Genomic DNA, 23,893 nt, shown 5'->3' with positions numbered 1-23,893 from the left:
ATATTAGTGTATTTAGCTACTATTCTTCGTCAGTAGTTTTTTCTTCATCATCACCCTTTTTAATAGGCTCAGTTTTGTTCCAAATTTTAACAGCATCGTCCTCTGTAAGTCCAGATAATATTTCTACGTTTACACCATCAGAAATACCAATTTCTATGTCTTTTCGTTTAAATTGTTGGTCTCCTGTTGCAACCTCTACATAAGGCTTATCTGTGTTTTTATCAAACTGTAATAATGCTTCTGGTAAAACCAATACATCGCTTTTCTTTTCTAAAGTAAAAGAAGCATTTGCACTATAACCAGCACGTATCATTACTCCTTCATCTATAGCAACATCTCCTTCTATTTTAAATTGTACAGCTCCGGTTTCTTCAACTCCTTTAGGTGCTATAAATCTTAATTTAGCGTCAAATTCCTTATTATCAACAGCTCCCAAACTAACTTTTAATGGCATACCAACCTTAAGTTTACCTACTTCACCTTCATCAACCTTACCTTCAAAAATCATTTTTTTAAGATCTGCTATTGATGCTATAGTTGTACCATCATTAAAGTTATTACTTTCAATTACTTGGTCTCCTTCCTCTACAGGAATTTCTAAAATTGTACCACTTACAGTTGCTCTAATATTTGTATTTGCACTAGAAGAACCACCGGCAGAACCTTTTCTAATTATTTGATAATCTGCTTGTGCATTAGATACGTCTTGCAATGCCTGATCATACCTTAGCTTAATATTATCATACTCTTGTTTAGAAATAACGTCCTTTTCAAACAACAACTTATTTCTTTCAAACTCTAACTTTACATTATTTAAAGCTAATTGAGCCGTTTTTACTCTACCGCTTGCCTGATTTAAAGATTGTTCATTAGGTACAACCTTTATGACAGCTATTAAATCTCCAGACTTAACTTCTACGCCTTCTTCTAAATATATTTTTTCAATAATTCCAGAAATTTGAGGCTTAATTTCTACTTCTTCCTCTGGAACAACTTTACCTGTAGCAACAGATTTTTTTTCGATATTAGAAATAAATGGTTTTTTAGTTTCATAAGTTATTGAAGACTTACTATTTGTCTTAATAAAGAAGGCTGCTGCCCACAATACAGCCAATACAGCTACCACAATTAGTGTATATTTTAGCACTTTATTCATTTTGATTGATTTAGTTATATTTAGTTATTATTTTTATTCTTCTCTTAATGCGTCTATGGGCTTAATACTTACAGCTCTCTGTGCAGGTATTAAACCTATAAGTGTTCCTAAAACCACCATTATACCCAATGCTCCTAATACATAAGAAATTGGCAATGTTGGATTGGTATATGGAAAATCTGAGTCGTGTGTAGCAGAATCTATCCCATATAATACTAATGCTCCTAATACAATACCCATTATACCAGAAACAACAGTTAAAAAAACAGATTCTAATAAAATTAAATTACGCACTTCCCTAGGTGTTGCGCCTAAAGCACGCCTTACACCCAACTCCTTAGTACGTTCTTTTACAGATATTAGCAATATATTACCAATACTAATAACACCCGCTAATATTGTTGCTATACCAACAATTAAAGACAAAAATGTAAGTCCTTTAGCAAAACCCGTAATTCTATTAAATATCTCACCTAAATTAAAGGCTCCTATAGCTCTTTCATCATCAGGGTTAACTCTGTGTATGCTTTTTAATACCGCTTTTACATCTTTCTCTGCTTGTATTACATCTGCATCATCATAAGCTGCAATAGTTAACCAGTCTACATTTTCTCCGGTGTTATATAGTTTTTTATAGGTAGAATATGGAATGTACATATCTGTATCTCCTTCAAAACCACCTCCAGGCACATATTTATGTACACCTACGATCTGAAAATAGATATTATCTACTCTTATAAATTCTCCTATTGGGTTTTCTTCCTCATCAAATAATTCTTTTTGGGTACGCTCTCCTATCACAACAACTTTACGTGCCTCTTCTATATCCTCGTCGTTTATAAAACGACCTCCATCATATATTTTTTTAGTTGCAATTTTAGTATAGATAGGAAAATCTCCGTAAACAGGTGCCGTACCAGATTTTTGCCCTCTAACAACAGCTGCTTGGCTACCCCCAAATACCCCTTTTGCATTTCTTGGAGCTATGTATTGTATTTCTGGAATTCTGTTTTTTAGAGTGTTAACATCGTCTAACTTTAACTGTAAAGATCTACCTGTTTTAAACCCTTCATAAGGCATACTTGTACTTTGTGCCCAAACAAACATACTGTTCATTGCTGTGCTCTCAAAAGCACGTTCAAAACCATTATCTAAACCTTTGGCCGCACCAGCTAGTGCTATGTAAATAAAAATTCCCCAAAGAACTCCAATTACGGTAATTGCTGTTCTAGTTTTATTTTTTCCAATAGAACCAAAAATCTCTTGCCAAGTATTGCTATCAAATATAAACTTCATACTATTCGTCTCTTAATGCTACAATTGGTTTAATTTTAGCCGCTTTTCTAGCTGGTACATATCCTGCAAGTGCTCCACATATAATTAATAGTATGGTTGCAAAAATTGCAATTCCGGTATCAATATAAGGGTCTGTAATAAAATAGTCTTCTAATGTATCTCCCATTGCATTAAGGAGTACAGTGCCTAAAATCATACCTACAAAACCAGATATTGTGGTAATAAAAATAGATTCTAATAAAATGGTACTTATTACAGATTTTGGTGTTGCACCTAGTGCTTTTCGTATACCCAGCTCCTTAGTGCGCTCCTTTACCACAAAAACCATAATATTACTTATACCTATAATACCCGCTATAATTGTCCCAAATGCTACAAAAGAAACTATAATTTGCAATACACTTGCTAGTTGCTGATTTTGTTTTAATTGATCTGCAATGTTTCTAATAAACAACCCATTTTCATCATTAGGATTAATAAACTTTTTACTCTTAAGGTATTTCTCCAAGCTATTTTCTAAAGACATAGCTCCAGAATATCCTATTTGAGGTTTAAAGCCTAGTACTATTTGACCAATTTTATCAGTGTTTTTCTCTATAAGTTGTCTTGTAGTGTACGGAATATAAATTTTACGCTCTTCATTATCTCCACCATCATCCTGAAAAACCCCTATAACTTTAAAAGAACTACCTCCAATATCTACATATTTACCTAGCGCATCTTCTCCTTTAAACAAATCCTTTTCTACCAACCTACCAATAACCGCGTATTTTGTTTTATCCTTAATATCTTGATTATTGACATAACGCCCCTTCATCATTATGGTTTTCTCATTAAATTGATGAGAAGGAGCTACACCCATATTAGTATAGTTGTTAGACTCGTTCTTGTATTTAACTAAACCACCTCTAGTAATTCTTGGTGTAACATAGTCTACAAACATTGCAAAGTTCTTTTCAATATCTGCTAAATCACTATTATCAAACTCTATTTGTCTGTCTGCCTTATAACCAGAGTAGGGAACAGATGTTCTACCAGGAAATATAAAGAATACGTTGGTTGCATCATCTCCAAAAAATTTAGCGAACGTATTTGTAAGTCCGTTACCAAAGCCAAAAAGCACTACAAAAATGAAAATACCTATTGCTACTGTAAAACCAGACAAAAAAGTCCTAAGCTTATTTTTTTGAATAGTTTCAAAAATTTCTTTCCAAGCGTCTCTACTAAACATATTGCGAAGCTCTTACTTGGTCTACCATTTTATCTTCTACTATAACACCATCTTTTAAGTGCACTATACGCTTACACATATCTGCTATATCTGGCTCATGAGTAACTATTAAAATAGTATTACCAGCATCATTAATCTTTTGTAAAAGATCCATAACTTCATATGATGTTTTACTATCTAAAGCACCTGTAGGCTCATCTGCCATTAACACTTTAGGCTCTGCTGCCAAAGCTCTAGCAATAGCCACACGTTGCTTTTGTCCACCAGAAAGCTCACTTGGTAAGTGGCCTGCCCATTGTTTTAAACCTACTTGTTCTAAATATTTAAGTGCTTTTACCTGACGTTCTTTTCTGCCAACACCTTGGTAATATAATGGCAGTGCCACATTTTCTGCAGCACTCTTGTAATTAATAAGATTAAAAGATTGAAAGATAAACCCTAGGAATTTGTTTCTGTATTTAGCAGCTTTTGTTTCGTTAAGATTTATAATTGGCACGCCATCTAAAGTGTAAGTTCCCTCATCTAAAACGTCTAACATTCCTAAAATGTTTAGCAGTGTAGATTTTCCAGATCCTGAAGAACCCATAATGGCTACAAGTTCTCCTTCTTCTACATTAAAATTAATGCCTTTTAAAACGTGTAACGAGTTGCTACCCATTTTGTAAGACTTATGAAGGTCTTTTATTTCTATCATTGGTGTTAGTTTTTTTGGCTTTGTACTTAGTACACCTGTAAGACTACACAACTTATATTTAGTTACACATAAAATGTGAAAAAAATGTTAAAGTTATATTAAAATGTAAATTACAACAACCATAAAGCCTTTAAATGTGCACTTTTTTTAACCTAAAAGAAATTAAATAATAAGTTATAATAGCAAAGCATTAGCAACATTTACACTGATAAAACTAAAATTGTAGTGTGTTTATACTAAAAGAATGTTTAAAAAATTAAGCTTTCATTTTTTTGTAAACAAAATAAAACAACACTCCAACCAAAACATAAGGTACTGCCATAAGATATTTAATACCATTGTTTACCCCTTCTGCAACAGCAACATTTCCTTCACTCTCTAAAACAGCTCTGCACATTGCGCATTGAGCCTCTGATGACTGCGGAATTAAAAACAGGAATACAAAAGCAATAAATAATACTTTTTTCATAATAGCTGGTTTAATAAACATAATAAGGAGATATCATAACATAAACAACAACACCTGTAACGGCTACATACAACCAAATTGGAAATGTAATTTTTGCTAATTTTCTATGCGCATCATACTGTTTTAGGTATGCTTTTGCATAAGTTTTCATAACCAAAGGAATTATAATAATTGACAGTATAATGTGCGTTATAAGAATAAATAAATAAACATATTTTACAATACCATCACCACCAAAAGAAGTAGATTCAGATGTCATATGATAGGCAATATACATTACTAAAAATGCTAATGAAAAAACAATACATGTAGTCATTAAATTTTGATGGAGTTTTTGTTTGCCATTTTTTATAGCTACAACGGCTGCAATTAAAAACACCGCTGTGATGCCGTTAATAGTAGCATAAATAGGAGGCAAAAAGGACAAAGGTTCTACATTTGGTATTTTAACACGAAATAAAAGTGCTACAACAACCGGCACAATAATGGATACAACAGTAATTATTGTATTAAACCTTTTTTCCTTAAAATTCACATCTTCAATCTTACTCATCTAACAACTTTTTAATATCTTCTTTTAATATGCTAATTTGTTCTTTTTCTCCTTCATCATTAGCACCATCTTCCTCAGAAATTGTTCCCCTGTAATATATAATTGGGTTACCAAATTCATCTACCCTAGAGCGTATATATCCTCTTTTATCTACTAAGGCAAACATACCAGAATGCTCAAAACCGCCAGGCACATTAGGGTTTTGCTGTGCAAATATATTAAAGCCCTGGTTAGCAAGCTTATATATTTCATCTCTTTGCCCCGTCATTAAATGCCAATCTAAATTTGTAATACCGTACGTTTCTGTATACTTTTTTAATGTAGTTGGCGAATCTGTTTTAGGGTCTATACTAAATGATGCTATTCCAAAATTCTCTACATCTTTAAAACTATTTTGAATCTGTACTAAGTTTTTGGTCATTACAGGACAAATGGTTGGACAAGAAGTAAAAAAGAATTCAACAATATACACTTTACCTAAATAATCTCTATTGGTTACAACTAAACTATCTTGATTAATAAAAGTAAACTCTGGTACTCTTTTTTTACTTCCATTAATTTTTACGTATGCAAGAGCTCCTTTATTGTCCTTTTTGTTCATACGGTCATTCTCTACTATAGCATCATCCTTAATTCTGCTTACTATTTTAGGTATAAAAATAATACCGAACACTAAAATTATAAACGAAATCCAGATATAGTTATAATTTTTCTTCTTCATAACATAAAGTTTATTACTTACGCTCTGCGTTATTCTTTTTTAAAGCCATACGGTATTCCGCTAAAATGATTTTTACATCATCTTCCATCTTATTATTTAACTCCGCCACAGAAATGGTATTAAAACCATATTTGGTACCCTCATCTTCATCATCTGTTCTTCCACGCAGGTTTAAATCTTTATCTACTATAAAAACATAAGGAGAGCTTAAATCGTCTTGTAAAATAATATCGGTTTTTAAATTTTTATGAAAAGACTGTATTTGAGATGCATTACCATAAACAAATTTCCAATTTTTAATATCTGCTAAAACAGACAATTCTTTTTTTAGTTTTTCTACCTCCTGTTCTTGCCCATTGGCAACAAGCATTACAAATTGAAAATCTTTAAACTCGAAAAAATGTTTATAAATTTTTTGATTTAAATTAAAAGCAGTCCCTTTTTTCTGATCTACATTATTACCTAAAAAGCCAACAATAGATATCTTGTTTTTTAATTGGGTGTCTGTAGTAAAACTAGATAAGTCACTAACATTTTTGGTTAGTACAGGTAGCCTCCCAAAATTATGTATGCCACTTGCAAAAAAAAGGTATGCTACAATTGGCAGTATAAATAAAACTACCATTACAAAGGTTTTTTTCATAATGGTACAAAAATAAAAAAAGACGGTCTAAAAACCGCCTTTATATATTGTTAAATGATGCTAAATGTTAGAAGTTCCACTTAATAAAACCACTATGGTACACATCATAAATATAACTACCTTCTGTAAGTAGTATAAACACTAAGTAACTAATTAAAAATACTGGTGTCCAAACTATAGATCTTCTTAACCCTTTTTTCTCGTCACGCAAGTGCATAAAATCCCATGCAATGTAATAAGCCTTAACTATTGTAAGTACAATAAATATTAAGTTTAAAGGCTTTAAATAGATAAACGGAGACAATAAAAAGTTAAGTGTAGAACCTATTATACCTGGCTCAAAAGCAGATATTAATGGTTTCATAAAAATTGCTGGTTTATAAATACCTAATATTACCTCTACTAGAGTTACAATAGATAAAAAAATTAAAACACCCCAAATCTTTTGGACATTATCTTTAAATTTTAATCTTCCTCTAAAAATCGCTAATTTATGTTCGTGTGCCATTTTATACTATATTATTATACGTAATGTAATTTTTTAATGATATTATACTAAGTAGAAAAAAGTAAATACAAATACCCATACTAAATCTACAAAGTGCCAATAAAGACCAACTTTTTCTACCATTTCATAATGTCCTCTACGCTCATAAGTGCCAATGATAACGTTAAAGAAAATAATGATATTTAGTACAACTCCAGAAAATACGTGGAATCCGTGAAAACCAGTAATAAAGAAAAAGAAATCTGCAAACAATCTGCTTCCGTATTCATTGTGTATTAGGTTTGCTCCTTCTACTACGTATTTAGAACCGGCCAATCTTTTTAAAGATTCTTCTCTTGACAATACTATTTTATGTCCGTCCTCATTAATATTTTCTACCCTCACTAATATATTTGGATCTGCTTTAAAACCAGTTACCACCTCGTTAACCGAGTATGATGGCAAAGCACTTTCTCCGTAAAACCAAACACCTTTATTATTTGCATGGTCTATTCTTTTTTCATGTAAAGGGGTAGCAAAATCTCTAATGGCAGCTCTTTCGCCTGTATCTGCTTTAACAAACTGTAATATTCTACCACCTTTAGTTTCAATAGCTCCAAAATCTCCTTTAATAAAGGTAGCCCATTCCCAAGCTTGTGAACTTAAAAATATAATACCTCCAATTACGGTAAAGAACATATACCAAATAACACTATTCTTTTTCATTTTATGACCTGCATCTACAGCTAATACCATAGTTACAGAAGACATAATTAAAATAAATGTCATTATAGCAACATAAATCATAGGATAATTACCGTGAACTAAAGGAACGTGTGTAAACACTTCATCCGCTATTGGCCAGCTATCTGCAAATTTAAATCTAGAAAATCCGTAAGCAGCTATAAAGCCCGAAAAAGTTAATGCATCTGAAACGATGAAAAACCACATCATCATTTTACCATAGCTAGCGCCTAAAGGTTTGTTATTACTTCCTCCGCTCCAAACACTTTCTGCTGTACCTGTTGTTACCGTAGTATCCATATACAATTTAAAATTTATAAACTAAGAACGTTTAACTACGCTCTATTATTTTTAAAAAACACTTAAATACACCTTAAGCATAATTAAGTTTCGCAAATTTACATTTTTTTCGGCTATACAAAAACCAAATTTTAACTGAAATTAACTTTATTTCTATTTATTATCGATATAAATAGAAAAACAAGATTAAATAAACCCATAACAAATCTAAGAAATGCCAAAAGGTTGCTCCAATTTCTAAACCATTAACCTCTGTAGATGAGTACTTACCTCTCATTTGGTTTACAATAACCACTATTAAAGATACAAGTCCGGCTACTACGTGAGCAACGTGTACTACAGCAATTAAAAATATATAAGACATTGTTATGCTACTTGTTGGCCCTGTAAAGTAAAAACCATTCCCTATTAACTGAGAAAAACCAACAAATTGTAATACAATAAAAGCTATACCCAACACTAAAGTAGTCCACAAATATATGGTTGCTTGTGACTTTTTATCTTTTTTAGTTGCTTGTACAGCTAAAAAGTATGTAATACTACTTACTACAATAATTAAAGTACTCCAGAAAAAAGCAGATGGCAAATCAAAATCTTTTAACCAATCTTCTCTAGAGCTACTAACAATGTAAGCACTTGTCCAGCCTGCAAATGCCATAATTAAACTAACAATACCAAACCAAAGCATCATTTTTTTTGCATTGTCTGATTTTTGTTTTTCTGACTTATGAGTTAAATCCATTTAGTAAAACTTATTTATTTTATAAGGCAATATTATAGTTGCCTACTACTATTTTATTACACAAACTTATCTACCACATATACCACTTGCATAAGTGTAATATAAGTAACACTTGCTAACATTAGTTTTCTTGCAGATGCATTGTCTCTATTATCAAACAAACGAAAAGCAAAAAACAACATTACGCCACCCATTATAAATACAATTACGGCTGCCACTACAGATAATTGTAATGCTCCTGTAACACCAAAAGCAGGCACTACAGAAATTAGCATCATCCAAACTGTATACATAATTATCTGAATAATTGTTCCTTTATCTTTTTTACCTGTAGGAAGCATTTTAAACCCTCCTTTTTTATAGTCTTCATCTAACATCCAACCCAAGGCCCAAAAATGAGGAAATTGCCAAAAAAACTGAATCATAAAAAGAGTTCCAGGCTCAATTCCAAATTCATTTGTCGCTGCAACCCAACCAAGCATAAAAGGTATAGCCCCAGGAAAAGCACCTACAAAAACCGCTAACGGAGTAATAGTTTTTAATGGTGTATAAACGCAGGTATATAAAAATATAGATATTGCCCCAAACATTGCCGTTTTAGGATTTACAAAATATAATGAAACAATACCAGCAATGGTCATAGCTATAGCTACTACAGATGCAGTAGTCACCGTCATTCTTCCAGAGGGTATTGGTCTGTTTTTTGTACGGTTCATTAACGCATCTAAATCTTTTTCTATAATTTGATTAAATGCATTTGATGCGCCTACCATACAGTAACCGCCAAAAGCTAAAAGTAATAGAACTGTAAAATCTATTTTATCTGCGCCTAAGAAATAACCAGCTATTGAAGAAAAAACTACACTTACAGCTAGCCTTGCCTTTGTTATTTCTTTAAAATCTGCAAATGCCGAAACATCTGTAGCTTCTTTTACTGTACCAACCGCAGTTTTCATTCTTATTTTTTATGAACTGCAAAGATATAACCTAAATGATTTCTTTACAACCAATTATGAAGGTTTATATTTTTGTTAAAATTTTTACCCAAAACAAATAAAAAGGCCTGCCTATTTACCATAAGCAGACCTAATATTGATAGACAATTAACACTATTCTAATTTAAAGTTAATTGGTATTGAATAAGGTACTACAACGTTGTTTTTACCTTGCTTACCTGGAGTCATTTGTGGCAACTTAGAAATAATGCGTTGCGCTTCTTTTTCTAATATTTTAGAAGGGCCTTTCATTTGAACATCTTTTACCACACCATCTGTACCAATTTTAAACATTACACTTACTCTACCTTGCTCTCGCAATTCTATAGCTGCATTTGGATATCTAAAATATCGTTTAACGTGCTTTTGCATTTTATCATTAAAACACTCTTTTCTTTTTTCTTTAGCAACTTTTTCGCAACCAGGAAATATTGGAACCTCTTCCACAACATCTAAAGGAATTATTGGATCTTCAATAATTTTATGCTCTACAATACTGCTAACCGCTAATGGCTCTTCTGGTTCTGACTCCGTATCATCTATAAAGTCATTAAAATCCTCAATTGCATCATCTGGAGCAATTTTAATTTTATCGGGGTTTACAACAGCTTTTGCTAAAACTTTTTCTTTTGGCTTATTTTCTTCTACTTTAAAATTATCTAAATCTGGATGGTACTCTACCATCTCTGCTTCTAGCTCTGCTGGCCTAACCTCTTTGTCTTCTACATAGGCATAAGAAGATTCTAAAGCCAAATAAACCAAGCCCATTGCCACAACTAAGCCAATTTGAAAGTTTAAGAAGCTGTTTTTTCGTAAATTTGCATCGTGCTTACTCTTTTTTGGAGTTGCATTGGTAGACGCTCTGTTGTTTCCATTGCCGTGGAAACCAACAGAATTTTCTGTGTTTGTTTTCATAATACTATTTTTTATTTGTTACAATTATGTTAAAACACAAATAGTATACCAAAAAACCCCAAGCAAGTGCTTGGGGTTTAATTTTTTACATTCACACGTATAAAAAAATCCGAACCAGTCTAAGTTCGGATTTTTTTGTATAATTTAAAGCTTGTACTGCCTATTGCAATCTAAAAGTAATAGGTAAACTAAATGGAACACGTACAGCTCTACCTCTTTGCTTACCAGGAGTCATCTTAGGAAGTTTACCAATAATTCTGGCAGCTTCTTTTTCTAAGTTTTTGTCTGGACCACGCATTTGCACTTGCCCAATAGACCCGTCTTTCTGAATAACAAAACGAACACTTACTCTACCTTGAATACCCATTTCTTGAGCAATTTCTGGATATTGGAAATGCTTTCTAATGTGCTTGTTCATTTTCTCATTAAAACAATCTCTTAAAGCTTTTGCTCCTTTTTTCTTTTCTTTTTCACATCCTGGAAAAATTGGTACATCTTCAATTACAGAAAAAGGTACATCTACATCTACTTCTACTTCTTCTTCTACAACGTCCTCAACGTCCATTACCTCTTCTTCCTCATCAGATTCAGTATCTTGAATAACAGATTCCTCAACCTCAACATCATCTTCTACAACGGCAATTTCTTCTGGCGCTGCTGGTGGTGGCGGTGGAGGTGGTGGTGTTTTAATTTGTTCTGTCATTGGAACTTCTTCATCTAACATATCATCAACATTCTGAGTAATGTCATATGTATTATCTTCATCGTATTTTTTGTACTCTAATGCACGCCAAACTATAAACATAACAAGAGCAAGTCCTATTGCAAAATAAAGACCGCTGTTTTTTGTTAAGTCAGCTTGTGGATTTTTCTTTGGTTCCATAGGTTTTAATTTAGTGTTCGCTAATTTAAATAAATATTATCTAATTAAGCAATTAATTTTTTCATTTTAATATTCTTTCTTTTAAAAAAAGTTGTTTGGCTATAAATAAGCCTATAAAAACACCAATTGTATTGGCGACAAAATCTAAAAATTCTGCACTTCTAGTAACGGTGATTGTATCTTGCAATATCTCAATAATTATGCCATAGCCAACTAAAACAACTACTAAATACCAAACAATTACCGTTTTAACTTTTTTTAAAGTAAAATGTTCTTTTAAAGACAGCACACCAAGTAATGTTGCTATACCGTAAAAAGTAAAATGTACCAACTTGTCTATATATGGTATTTTTACCGACGGCAAATCTGTATTACTAAAAGAAAATAAGCTGAGTAATGTAATGAACACTACCCAGCTTATAAACAATATGGTATAAATTGGCTTTTTAACCACCAATTAAATCTTTATAATCAGCATCAGACATTAAGTTTTCTGCCTCAGAAGCATCACTTATTTTAATTTTAATCATCCAACCATCTCCATAAGGATCTGAATTCACTTTTTCTGGTTCGTCTTCTAAAGACTCATTAAACTCTATTATTTCTCCTGATAATGGTAAAAATAAATCTGAAACCGTTTTAACAGCCTCCACGGTACCAAAAACCTCATCTTTATCTAAGGTTTCATCTAGCGTTTCTACCTCAACATAAACAATGTCTCCTAGTTCTCCTTGAGCAAAATCTGTAATTCCTACAGTAGCTATGTCGCCATCTATTTTAACCCACTCATGATCCTTAGTGTACTTTAATTCTGATGGTATGTTCATTTTAGTATAATTTAAATTAGTGCAGCAAATGTAACAGATAAATAATGATTTGAAAATTATTTAATTTGAAAAATCATAAGAAACTTATTATTTAAAACAAGTCTACCGTAATTATCAACTAAACCGTTTTAAGTGATACAGTTAATTTAGTTACCAAAGTTGTACTTAAATGTAAAACCTGTATTTATTGTTGTTTGTGGGAAAGCAGTTGAAACCGCAAATTTAGAGAATGAATGATCATAAAAGAAAGCGACCTCTAGCGATTTACTTAACGCATAATCTGCACCAAATTTTAATGAAAATACATTTTGCCCAGATGTAATTTGGTTGTTATTTAACTCCAGGTTTCTAATTATAGTAATATTGTCTTTTAAAGTAGCATCTAACTTTAAGTTTAAATCTCCTTTAAAACGCACTTTATCACCACCTATATTGGTAACAAAATTTACATCTTTAAACCTGTAACCTAGACCAACTGTATAGTCATTACTATTTAATTCTGTTAGTAAATTATTATCAAAACTCATTGTTAAGGCTCTCATTGTTTGTAATTCTGCAACAACACTCATAGAGTTTTTCATTTCAAAATCTAAACGTACTAAGGGATTAAACTGGTCTGTTAACACAACATTTGCCATAATATTCTCTGGTAAGAAATCTTGAGTTTCTGGATCTATTGTTGTGTTTTCTCTTTCTAAATTAGTTTGAAAAGAATTGATATTATATGAGGCTCTATAACCGTGACTAATAGAGAAACGCTTAAATTTTTCTTTAAACCAATTTATACGCATTAAACCAGTATATTTTAATCTCCAGTTAGGAATAGGAAAGTTTCTAAATGCTCCTAATTTAACTTTTGAAGCGTCTTGACCTGTATATGCAGCTACAAATGCAGGCAACAATACATCCTGACTAGTTTTACCGTAACGCTCTGGGTAACCTTCTGCATCTCTTGCCCCAGTATTACCCGCCAAACGATTAGCTATAACTAACCTGTTCTCTTTAAACTGATCAAAAGTTGCTGACTCAAACTCATCGCTTTTTGCAAAGGCTGTTTTTATCATTATTGTAGATATACCAAAATTACCATAGTTGTTACCTAATAGGTTTTGATATTCATATTCTCCATTTTCAAAAGCTACTGAGAAATTTTCTTGATAACGCTCAGATAAATTTCTATTTGCCGTTATATCTATAGTTAAATCTCTTATTGGCTCCGCTACAGCAGTAATATCTAACTGCCTGTTTGTCTCTTGAACAAACTGCTCGTTAAAGTCTGAAAATGTTGTTAACCAACCTCTTTTTGCCGCATCATAACGTATATCTTCTTGACTACCAAAAACAAACCCTAAGCTAGGTTTTGTTGTACCAACAAAACCAATTGAATTTGTATACCCTGGCAATTGCTTACCCCTAGTTTCTGTGTAATTAAAGTTTACACGTTTAACCATAGTTACCAGGTCTGTAGCAATCTTACCAAATCCGCCTTTTTTAGCTTTAGGTGTGTTACCTGCCTTATCTTGGCGTGTAGTTGTTAACTGAGTTTTTCCTTTAGATTTTTTTAAACCAATCATATCATACAACTTTTGCATTGTTAAGTTTGCTGCTATTGTATGTGTACTAGCATTTTGAATTCTATTAATATCTTCACCTGCAACTTCCTTTAGGGCATCACCACCACGTTGCCAGTCAAAATTACTAGTATAAACATATTGTGCATTTATAAAGTCTAAAGCAGGAATTTTACTAAATGGAATATCATAATTTAACTCAAACTGTTGTGCGTGCCTATTTGGCTCACCAATGTCAAAAAAGCCATCCCATATATTTAATTGATCATCTATATCTACTCCTGTATCATCTTTATAATAATTACGAATTATATTATTGTTAGAAGCAGAAATATTAAAACGTAAGGACTTAGTTAAATTATAATTTATATTGTATTGCCAGTTAAACATATAATTACGCTGCTGCAATTCTGGCAACGCTAATGCATCTACTCCAGGCTCTACAACATCTCTAAAACGTTGTTGATTAAACTGACGGTTTATATTTGAGTTAACCGCTATGCTTGTTGGCAATAAATTTAAATTGATGTCTTTTAACCATTTTAAATATTTACCTGTAAATAATGAATCTTTTTTAGCAAAAGGAGCAACCTCTACTGGCTCAAAATTATGCGCATATGTTAAACCAGCAACAACGTTTTGATCTTTTAGTTTTGCAATTTCAAAATCTCTATGATTAACCTCATTGTAAGAATAATTAAAGGTAAAGTTTTCTATATCATAAAAATTAGCATCTGCTTCTTCTCCTCTATTTTTACGTACACCTATAAAATTTATACTGGTTCTTTTTGTATAATCTTCTGCTTGCTCCTCTATAGCTTTTGCATCCTCTGGCGTTTGGGCTGCTGCTATTCTATCTTCTAACTTTAAATCGTCATAAACAGGGTCAAACTCTGGTGTAATTAATTGTTCAGAAATTCCATAATTAAACGGTAATTGTATACCCAATTTCTTAGGTAATAGTTGCCCAAGGTTAATATTTGTAACAGCATCATAAGACATTGCATCTTCTCTTGCACGCTCGTTTGGCATTTGATCTATACCCCCAAAACCAGATGTACTTTTACTACCGGTAACAGATACATCTGCAAAATCTGCAAGATTTAAATCTACCGCACCAATTGCTGCCCATCCGCCATTACTATCTAAACCAGCCAAACGCAACTCGTTAAACCAAACCTCTCCGCGTGCAGCAGCATCACTAGTGTTTTTTACACCCACCATCATACTACGTATGCTACCTAAAGAAGGGTTACCTCTTAAACCTATACGCATTACACCAGGTTCACGAGCATCAAACTCACCTACAGGAACAACTTCCCCGTCTATAATTTCGTAATAATTTATTTGGTTTAGTGTTTGCCCCGCAATACCATAAGATTTTATTTTATTTAGGTCTGACAACTCAATAAGTATCTCATTATCTTCTGGCCAAATTTTTTCTCTATCACTTTCTCCGTGTGCGGTAAACTCCAAAGGAACTTCTATTTGGTAAAAGTTTTCACTAAAATCTGTTCCAATCCTTAAAAAACCAACTAAAGGTCTTTCGCCATCCGGGAAATCTGATTCTAAAATTTCTTCTGCGTGAATAAACATTTTAAGACGCTCATACTGTCTAATATCAATATTTATATTTTTAAATACACCCCTGGAATCCTGAGACTCTAAATTTTCAATTTTGAACGAAAGAGATTGTTCGTTTTGTTGTACAATAGTATTGTTATTGTTTAGTTGCTCTCTACGTAAACCCGGAGGCAAATCATAAATAATTGGAGATCTTGTATTATTTTCTTCAATATTAACTGTTGCCACATCTACAAAAGTGCCATCATCATCAGGATTATTATCTACATCTGGCTCTAAAGATTTTGTATAAGTACGCCAGTCACCCCTAACCAAATCTAAAGTTGCAAAACGCATTACAACATCATCAGAAAAACCGGTTAAATACATACGCATAAAACTAATAGATCTAAAATCTGTAATACCTCCAATGGCATCTGTAAAATCACTTAACGGAATTTTATACTGTATCCATCTTCTATTTAAAACCGTACCATTTGGTAAAGTTGGCGTTTGCCCTTCTTTAATATCTGTTACATACTTATCATTAATAGTTGTATTAGGCTTAATAGGAATTCTGTACTCATAGTAACTGTTTACAGTATTCATTGTTAAATCTCTATCAATATCTTCTACATCTGGCAATGTAGTAGAACCCCTGTTTGTATTAGTTACCTGTACAGGAGAATTGCCTTGCGGATTGTTGTAATTTATGTAACGCTCTAAAATACTACCTTCTTTATTTAGGTAATACTCATAATTATCTAAAGCAGGATCATTAGCAGGGTTATTTGTAAAAATTGATGTTTCATCTGCATCACTTAAACCATCATACCCTAAATCCTGTAATGTTCTGTTGTTTTCTTCTGCATCAAAAGCATATACTAAAGATTGTGTTGCTGGCACTTTACCCCATGATGTTTCAGAAACCAAGTCGTTACTAGAAATACCTGGCAAACCATTTTCATACTGTTTTTTACCATCTTTTAAAATATCTTCAGATATATTACCAATGTTAAATACCAATTCTCCAGAACTTGTAGTTTCTCCGTCTACATAAGGATCTAAAACCCAAAACTGCACAAACTCTACGTTTGCTTGTTCAAAATTTGTACTACTCATTGGACGCATAATTCCTGCCCATTTGTCTTCTGGATTAGTAGTATTAAAATCTGCATTGTTGTTATACGGACCTTTTAGGTTTGGGTAATAAGCCAAATCTAAAGTTCCTTGAGTTGTAGATTGTCCCTGTGCAATTTCTACCTTAGGAAAAACCTCATCTATAAATATTCTCCTAGTTGCGTTTAAAGAAATATCGTTATCATTAATTCCTGATGGTCTTTGGTTTGAATAAAAAAGACGATCTATAGAATACCAAGCCATTTTAGCTCTTCCAAATCCATTTCTAAGATTTTCTGTATCATCTGGAGAACTACCATACAATTGTCCGCTTGGATCTGCAAACTCTAAAGGCGTACTTGCTAAATACCAACCTAATGAAGACCTAATATCTATTAAAGATTGCGCTCCTTCAAAATCATCTACATAAGTTGTAGTTTCTCCTTCAAAATTTGCATTTTTTGGTGAGTTTGGCTTTAAAAAAGCAACCTCACCACGAACAGATAAATTAGACGGTACATCTGTATCTATATTTGGCAACTTATTAACTAACCTAGTTAAAAATGGTATTTCTGTAGAGAAATTTCCATTTAAACCAAACATGGTATTATTTACGGGTTCTACTCCATAAGAAGATTTTTGAGTAAGCGGACGCTCATTTAAATTTAAGAAAGTACCACCTAAAACAAATTTTTCGTTAAACTGATGTTCTACATTAACACCTGTAAAACGTCTGGTTTGCTGCCCAAACACCGCATTATTCTCTACAGAAATATTTATTGGCGTATTACTAGCCTCCAAACTAGGATCTAAAATTTGCACTGTTCCTGCAGAATAGTTTACGGTATAATCTATACCTTCTTGTAATTGTCTTCCTCCCGCGGTTACACGTACAGAACCTCTTGGAACATTAAAAGCTCCAATAGGAATACCATTAATACCTTGCGATTTATACTTACCTTTAATTATGAATTTATTTTTATCTGCATCTTCTAAAGCGGCAGATTTAGTACGCGAGTACATATTTCGGTACACATACTTTTTTTGGTTATCATTATAACCTTGGTCATTATCTACATCATACACACCTCCACCTAACTTTTCAAAAATATACTCACCAAAAGGTTCTACTTTTGTAAAAATTATATTTCCGTTTTGAGAATCTATAGTTAAACCTTCTACATAATCAAAAAAACCATCTCCACCAGATTGCACATCATTATACGCATTTAACCTATCTAAATTAAACACATCTAATAAAATACGCTCTTGCAATGGCTTTGGTGTTGTAGGCCAACCAGAACCTGCACCCTCTGCAACAGGAGTTATATAGTTTCTTGGCGTTGGGTCTGTATATAAAATATTAAGTTTAAAATCTTCTTGACTTAATTGATACGCCCCTGTGTTGTAGATGTTTTTCATCATTAAATCCCAAATAGGATCTTGCACAGCAGTAATATTACTCTTAAGTAACTTTAACACCAAAGTATTGTTTTCTACTACAGGAGTAGCACCTGCTGAAACCGATGTTGCCTCTAAACCTCCATTTGCAAACTCACCTACTTGGTAAACATTACCTTGGTAAGTATACTGAAAGGCAACAGCTAAAACCTCATCATTACTTAAACGCTGACTTAATGAGATATACCCTAGTTGTGGATGAAAAGTATACTCTCCTTTTCCTATATCTAATTTTCTGGCATTCTCCAAAATTGTGTAATCAAAGCCTTGATTAACAGTATAACCTGGCACATTAAAACCAGCTTGTACGGTTGCTATATCTCTAACTTGACTTGTTAACGCACCACCATTGCCTATTAAAGCAGGATCATAATCATTGGCATTGTTTAGAGGTAAATTACCTGCCGCACTAGCATTAAAAAATCCAGCTGGAGCTCCGCCACTTTTACCAATTCTTGTTTGATCTGTGTTAGACTCTCCTAAATCTTGTATTGCAACAACGTTTCTAACATTTAATGTTTCTTGCCTTCTGTTTGTTACCCATACCTCTAACCTTGTAATTTGTACTTGACTACGGATATACGGGTAGTTTTCTAAAGCACCATCATAGTTATCTCTAAAATACTGCGCTAAAAAAAAGTGCTTATCCTCATCATAATCTAAAGCAGAGAAAGAGAACTCTTCTACTGTACCACCACCTTGGGCAACAACTGTATTATTTTGAGATCTTTGTTCCGATAACACTGCTGTAACCAATGTTTTACCAAACTGAAGCTGTGTTTTAACACCAAATAAACTTTGTGCTCCAGTAATTAAAGAGCTATTTAATGGCATACTAATATTACCAACTTCTATTTTTTGTATAATATCATCCTCTGTTGGCGTATAATCTAACTTCACTAAGTTCTGAAAATCAAAAGTAGCCTCTGTGTTGTAGTCTGCACTAACTTGTAATCTTTCTCCAATTTTACCCAGCATACTTAACTGTATCTGCTGATCAAAGTCAAAACTAGTATTGGTACGTTGCCTAGGAGACAAAGATGGATTGTCATTTTTTTGCCAAATAACACCTAAATCCATAGCAACAGAACCTGTTGGAATAACCTCTATTGTATTGCCACCAAAGATAGATTGAAAGAAATTATTGTTTACATAAAAGTTTGGCAATAAGTTTTTTCTTGCCTCCTCACTACCTGCTTTTTTACCAGAAAAAGCATCTGCTTTTTCTTTAAAGTAGTTTTTCATTCCTTCTTTACGTGCTAACTCAAAATATTCATCTGGAGTTAAATAAATAGGATAACTTATATTAAATTCTCCTACTTTTTCTGAATATACATATTTATCTAAATTTGGGTCATAGGTATATTTAGATACAATACTATTAGGATTAGGCAAATTAATTTTACCAAGTGCAACACCTGTTTTTGTAGAATCTTGTTCTTGCTCCTGTTCTTCACCATCTTGTGCATATGCAAAAGTTGGCGCACCTATGAAAAGCACACATATAATTAGTAACCTATATAATGGTGAAAGATTTTTTTTTGCCCCTGTTTTCAAACTTATTACAAATTTTTCAGCGCCAACTTAATAATGTTTTCAACGCTTAATGTTGGATCCTTGCTTACAACAGCATCTACAGTTTTTTCTGCCTGCTTACGTGCAAAACCAAGAACCTCTAAAGCAGATAACGCTTCTTCTTTATTTGTATTGTTTGAAGAAGTAGAAACTTCATCAATATCGTATATTTTTAATACTTTATCCTTTAAATCTAATATAACACGCTGTGCTGTTTTTGCGCCTATACCTTTTACAGATTGTATAGTTGCAACGTCTCCTCCAGCAATTGCATCTCTTACCTGAGCAGGTGATAATGATGATAACATTGTGCGCGCAATACTAGGACCAATACCCGACACAGAAATTAACAACCTAAAAATTTCTCGTTCAGATTTTTCTGCAAAACCAAACAGTGTATGTGAGTCTTCTTTTACTTGTAAATGTGTAAACAGCTGTATATTTTCTTCGTCTGAAACCTTAGATAAGGTATGCAGTGATATGTTTACAAAGTAACCTACACCATTACACTCAATTACTAAAAATGTTGGATTTTTCTCTACTAATTTTCCTCTTAAATGTGTAATCATATGAATGGTATAGGTTGGTTTGTATTATTTATTTACTGATTGTTTTTAGCTTTTTTTCTTTTTTCTCTTTCCTGTGCATCTATAACAGCCACTGCTGTCATATTTACCATTTCATCTACATCTGCTCCTAATTGAAGAATATGTACAGACTTTCTCAAGCCTAACATAATTGGACCAATTGAGTCTGCATCATTTAACTCTTTAAGCAACTTATAGGTAATGTTAGCCGACTCTAAGTTTGGAAAAATAAACGTATTAACCTTTTTACCTGCTAATTTAGAAAACGGAAACTGACTTTGTAATAATTCTTTATTTAAAGCAAAATCCATTTGTATTTCTCCATCTACAACCAAATCTGGGTGTTTGGTGTGCAATATTTCTACCGCTTTTCTAACCTTAACTGCATTTGGCTCGTTAGAAGATCCAAAATTAGCATAAGATGTCATAGCCATAACAGGATCAAAGCCAAAAGTTTTAGCTACGTTAGCCGTCATTAAAGCTATATCTGCCAATTCTTCTGCGTTTGGATTAATATTTATTGATGTATCCGCTACAAATAAAGGACCTTTATCTGTCACCATAATATTTACCGTTGCTGCTTTTTGCACATTAGATGCTCTTCCAATAACTTCAAAAACAGGTTTTACAACAGTAGGATATGCTCTAGAGTAACCAGAAATCATACCATCTGCGTCACCAACCTCTACCATCATAGAACCAAAATAGTTACGCTCTCTCATTTTAGCTTTGGCGTAGTAAAACGTAACTCCTTTACGTTTTCTGTTTTCCCAAAACTTAGTAGCGTATAATGTACGCTGCCCTTTAGACTCTGTTGCTTTAGTATCTATAATTTGTACGTCTGCATCAAACTCTAATTCTGCTTTAAGCTCTAAAATAGTTTCTTTTTTACCTAACAAAATTGGTTCTGCAATACCTTCTTCATAAGCAATTTGAGCAGCTTTTAGCACATCTAAATGGTCTGCCTCTGCAAATACAATTCTTTTAGGATTTACTTTTGCTCTGTTGTGTAATAAACGTACAACTTTATTATCGTTTCCAGAACGCCTAATTAACTCTTCTTTATATTTATCCCAATCCTCAATAGGTTGTTTAGCAATACCACTATCCATAGCTGCCTTTGCCACCGCTAAAGGAATTTCTGCAATTAATCTTGGATCAAAAGGTTTTGGTATAATATAGTCTTCACCAAAAGTTAATCTTGTTTCTCCGTACGCAATATTTACTTGCTCTGGCACTGGCTCTTTTGCTAACTTAGCTATGGCTTTAACTGCTGCCATTTTCATTGCTTCATTAATACCTGTAGCCCTTACATCTAGTGCTCCTCTAAAAATAAAAGGAAATCCTAAAACATTATTTACCTGGTTAGGATGGTCAGACCTTCCTGTAGCCATTATAATATCTTTTCTTGTTTTTACGGCTAAATCGTAATTTATCTCTGGATTAGGATTTGCCATTGCAAAAACAATTGGGTTGCTTGCCATAGACAATAACATATCTGGAGAAACAATATCTGCAATAGAAAGACCTACAAAAACATCTGCATCTTTCATAGCCTCATCTAAAGTGTCTATTTTTCTGTCTGATGCAAACTCTAATTTTTCTTTTGATAGGTTATCTCTGTCTGATCTTATAACGCCTTTACTATCTAGCATTACAATATTTTCATCCTTAGCTCCAAAAGCTTTGTATAATCTTGTACAAGAAACAGCTGCTGCTCCCGCACCACTTACAACAATACGTACTTCTTCAATATTTTTACCTGCTATTTCTAATGCATTTAATAATGCCGCTGCAGAAATAATTGCTGTACCGTGCTGGTCATCATGCATTACAGGAATATCTAATTCCTCTTTTAATCTGCGCTCAATTTCAAAAGCAGCAGGTGCACTTATATCTTCTAAATTAATACCACCAAAAGTAGGTGCTATCATTTTTACAGTTTCTACAAACTTATCTACATCTTTAGTATCAACCTCTATATCTACACCATCAATATCAGAAAAAATCTTAAACAATAAAGCTTTTCCTTCCATAACAGGCTTAGATGCCTCAGGGCCAATGTCTCCTAAACCTAATACAGCAGTACCATTAGATATTATAGCTACTAAATTTCCTTTAGAAGTATATTTATATACGTTTTCTTTATCTTTTTCTATTTCTAAACAAGGCTCTGCTACGCCAGGAGAATAAGCTAATGCCAAGTCTCTTTGTGTTGCATAAGGCTTAGTAGGAACAATTTTTATTTTACCAGGCTGTGGTTTTGCGTGGTAAATTAAAGCTTCTCTTCTATTCTTCTCGTTGCTCATTGCTTCTAATTTTAAGGTGCAAATTTAAGGGTATAGCACCAATTAAATTATAATATTAATCTAAAAAATCTATGTTACGTTGCAAACCAGAGAATTTAGTACGTTTTACTGCAGATTTTTTAAAAACTTTTCTAAAAACATCTTCAGTAATTTCTACCCAATCTTTTTTGGTCATAGACAACAAATCTGGGTGCGGATTAAATAGCGGCTCATTGTGTGGTTTAGAAAATCTGTTCCACGGACATACATCTTGGCAAACATCACAGCCAAAAATCCAATCATCAAACTTACCTCTAACATCAGCAGGAATTTCATTTTTTAATTCTATGGTAAAGTAAGATATACACTTGCTACCATCTACAACATACGGATCTACAATTGCCTGCGTAGGGCAAGCATCTATACAGGCGGTACAAGTACCACAATGGTCTGTTACAGCACTATCATAATCCAGTTCTATATCTACAATTAACTCTGCAATAAAATAAAAAGAACCTACTTTTTGTGTTATTAGATTACTGTTTTTACCTATCCAACCCAAGCCACTTTTTGCAGCCCAAGCTTTATCTAAAACAGGTGCTGAATCTACAAACGCCCTACCTTCTACCTCACCAATATTGTCGGTAATAAACTCTTGTAATTCTCTTAATTTAGATTTTATAACGTGATGATAATCTTGACCATAAGCGTATTTAGAAATCTTTAAAGCATCTGTATTCTGCGTTTCCTCTGGATAGTAATTTAACAATAAAGAAATTACAGATTTAGAACCTTCTACAAGCTTTGTTGGATCTAAGCGTTTGTCAAAATGGTTTTCCATATAAGACATTTGCCCATTCATATTTTTAGTTAACCAACTTTCTAACCGCGGTGCTTCTTCCTCTAAAAACTTAGCTTTAGAGACACCGCAAGACATAAACCCTAAGCGTTTGGCTTCATCTTTAATTAAAGCCGTTGTTTTTTCTTTATTTACTAGTGGTAACTTCACATCACAAATTTAATGGTTTACAAGCAATAAAAATTATTTAGTAAGTGTATTAAATACAAACACA

20 protein-coding genes are annotated in these 23,893 nt (G+C 32.9%); all 20 read right to left on the bottom strand.

What is annotated here, in order from left to right; translation table 11 throughout:
• Nucleotides 1–19: 19 nt before the first annotated feature.
• Entirely contained in the window at nt 20–1,156 is a 1,137-nt protein-coding gene (locus tag BFJ87_RS06985; RefSeq protein ID WP_077401906.1) for an efflux RND transporter periplasmic adaptor subunit, read from the bottom strand.
• Nucleotides 1,157–1,189: 33 nt separating this feature from the next.
• Nucleotides 1,190–2,452, bottom strand: coding sequence for an ABC transporter permease (locus BFJ87_RS06980; RefSeq protein ID WP_077401903.1), 1,263 nt, complete (start codon nt 2,450–2,452; stop codon nt 1,190–1,192).
• Between the two features lies 1 nt (nt 2,453).
• Nucleotides 2,454–3,683 (bottom strand): ABC transporter permease, encoded by a 1,230-nt coding sequence (locus tag BFJ87_RS06975; RefSeq protein ID WP_077401900.1) that lies wholly within the window; start codon nt 3,681–3,683, stop codon nt 2,454–2,456.
• A complete protein-coding gene (locus BFJ87_RS06970) occupies nt 3,676–4,377 on the bottom strand; it encodes an ABC transporter ATP-binding protein (RefSeq protein ID WP_077401897.1) in 702 nt (233 codons plus the stop codon). Before BFJ87_RS06970 ends, BFJ87_RS06975 begins: the two co-directional genes overlap by 8 nt.
• 256 nt (nt 4,378–4,633) lie before the next feature.
• Nucleotides 4,634–4,846, bottom strand: a complete 213-nt coding sequence (locus BFJ87_RS06965; RefSeq protein WP_077402247.1) for a hypothetical protein — start codon at nt 4,844–4,846, stop codon at nt 4,634–4,636.
• Nucleotides 4,847–4,856: 10 nt separating this feature from the next.
• A complete protein-coding gene (locus tag BFJ87_RS06960) occupies nt 4,857–5,399 on the bottom strand; it encodes a DUF420 domain-containing protein (RefSeq protein WP_077401894.1) in 543 nt (180 codons plus the stop codon).
• Nucleotides 5,392–6,120, bottom strand: a complete 729-nt coding sequence (locus BFJ87_RS06955) for an SCO family protein (protein ID WP_077401891.1) — start codon at nt 6,118–6,120, stop codon at nt 5,392–5,394. Before BFJ87_RS06955 ends, BFJ87_RS06960 begins: the two co-directional genes overlap by 8 nt.
• 13 nt (nt 6,121–6,133) lie before the next feature.
• Nucleotides 6,134–6,763 carry a hypothetical protein gene (locus tag BFJ87_RS06950; protein WP_077401888.1) on the bottom strand — a complete coding sequence of 210 codons (630 nt, stop codon included), beginning with the start codon at nt 6,761–6,763 and terminating at the stop codon, nt 6,134–6,136.
• Between the two features lie 67 nt (nt 6,764–6,830).
• Entirely contained in the window at nt 6,831–7,271 is a 441-nt protein-coding gene (locus BFJ87_RS06945; RefSeq protein ID WP_077401886.1) for a cytochrome C oxidase subunit IV family protein, read from the bottom strand.
• Between the two features lie 42 nt (nt 7,272–7,313).
• Nucleotides 7,314–8,294: a cytochrome c oxidase subunit 3 gene (locus BFJ87_RS06940; RefSeq protein ID WP_077401883.1), complete on the bottom strand. Its 981-nt coding sequence runs from the start codon at nt 8,292–8,294 to the stop codon at nt 7,314–7,316.
• Between the two features lie 160 nt (nt 8,295–8,454).
• The gene (locus BFJ87_RS06935) at nt 8,455–9,036 is read right to left on the bottom strand and encodes a cytochrome c oxidase subunit 3 (RefSeq protein WP_077401880.1); all 582 of its coding nucleotides are present in this window, start codon (nt 9,034–9,036) and stop codon (nt 8,455–8,457) included.
• Nucleotides 9,037–9,092: 56 nt separating this feature from the next.
• Nucleotides 9,093–9,992: a heme o synthase gene (cyoE, locus tag BFJ87_RS06930; RefSeq protein ID WP_077401877.1), complete on the bottom strand. Its 900-nt coding sequence runs from the start codon at nt 9,990–9,992 to the stop codon at nt 9,093–9,095.
• Nucleotides 9,993–10,145: 153 nt separating this feature from the next.
• Nucleotides 10,146–10,946: an energy transducer TonB gene (locus BFJ87_RS06925; RefSeq protein ID WP_077401874.1), complete on the bottom strand. Its 801-nt coding sequence runs from the start codon at nt 10,944–10,946 to the stop codon at nt 10,146–10,148.
• Nucleotides 10,947–11,106: 160 nt separating this feature from the next.
• Complete coding sequence (locus BFJ87_RS06920; protein WP_077401871.1) at nt 11,107–11,829, bottom strand: energy transducer TonB; 723 nt, start codon at nt 11,827–11,829, stop codon at nt 11,107–11,109.
• 61 nt (nt 11,830–11,890) lie between these two features.
• Nucleotides 11,891–12,238 carry a VanZ family protein gene (locus tag BFJ87_RS06915; protein ID WP_171974479.1) on the bottom strand — a complete coding sequence of 116 codons (348 nt, stop codon included), beginning with the start codon at nt 12,236–12,238 and terminating at the stop codon, nt 11,891–11,893.
• Nucleotides 12,239–12,275: 37 nt separating this feature from the next.
• Nucleotides 12,276–12,656: a glycine cleavage system protein GcvH gene (gcvH, locus tag BFJ87_RS06910; RefSeq protein ID WP_077401864.1), complete on the bottom strand. Its 381-nt coding sequence runs from the start codon at nt 12,654–12,656 to the stop codon at nt 12,276–12,278.
• Between the two features lie 146 nt (nt 12,657–12,802).
• Complete coding sequence (gene sov, locus BFJ87_RS06905) at nt 12,803–19,927, bottom strand: T9SS outer membrane translocon Sov/SprA (protein ID WP_077401860.1); 7,125 nt, start codon at nt 19,925–19,927, stop codon at nt 12,803–12,805.
• Nucleotides 19,928–19,932: 5 nt separating this feature from the next.
• A complete protein-coding gene (gene ruvA, locus BFJ87_RS06900) occupies nt 19,933–20,514 on the bottom strand; it encodes a Holliday junction branch migration protein RuvA (protein ID WP_077401856.1) in 582 nt (193 codons plus the stop codon).
• A 32-nt stretch (nt 20,515–20,546) separates the two neighbouring features.
• Nucleotides 20,547–22,841: an NADP-dependent malic enzyme gene (locus BFJ87_RS06895; protein WP_077401853.1), complete on the bottom strand. Its 2,295-nt coding sequence runs from the start codon at nt 22,839–22,841 to the stop codon at nt 20,547–20,549.
• A gap of 55 nt (nt 22,842–22,896) precedes the next feature.
• Complete coding sequence (queG, locus tag BFJ87_RS06890; protein ID WP_077401850.1) at nt 22,897–23,829, bottom strand: tRNA epoxyqueuosine(34) reductase QueG; 933 nt, start codon at nt 23,827–23,829, stop codon at nt 22,897–22,899.
• Nucleotides 23,830–23,893 lie beyond the last annotated feature (64 nt).

The sequence above is a fragment of the Cellulophaga omnivescoria genome, assembly GCF_001999725.1.
Classification (GTDB): domain Bacteria; phylum Bacteroidota; class Bacteroidia; order Flavobacteriales; family Flavobacteriaceae; genus Cellulophaga; species Cellulophaga omnivescoria.
The sequence above is the reverse complement of the archived record's forward strand: the minus strand, read 5'-3'. Positions and strand labels throughout refer to the sequence as shown.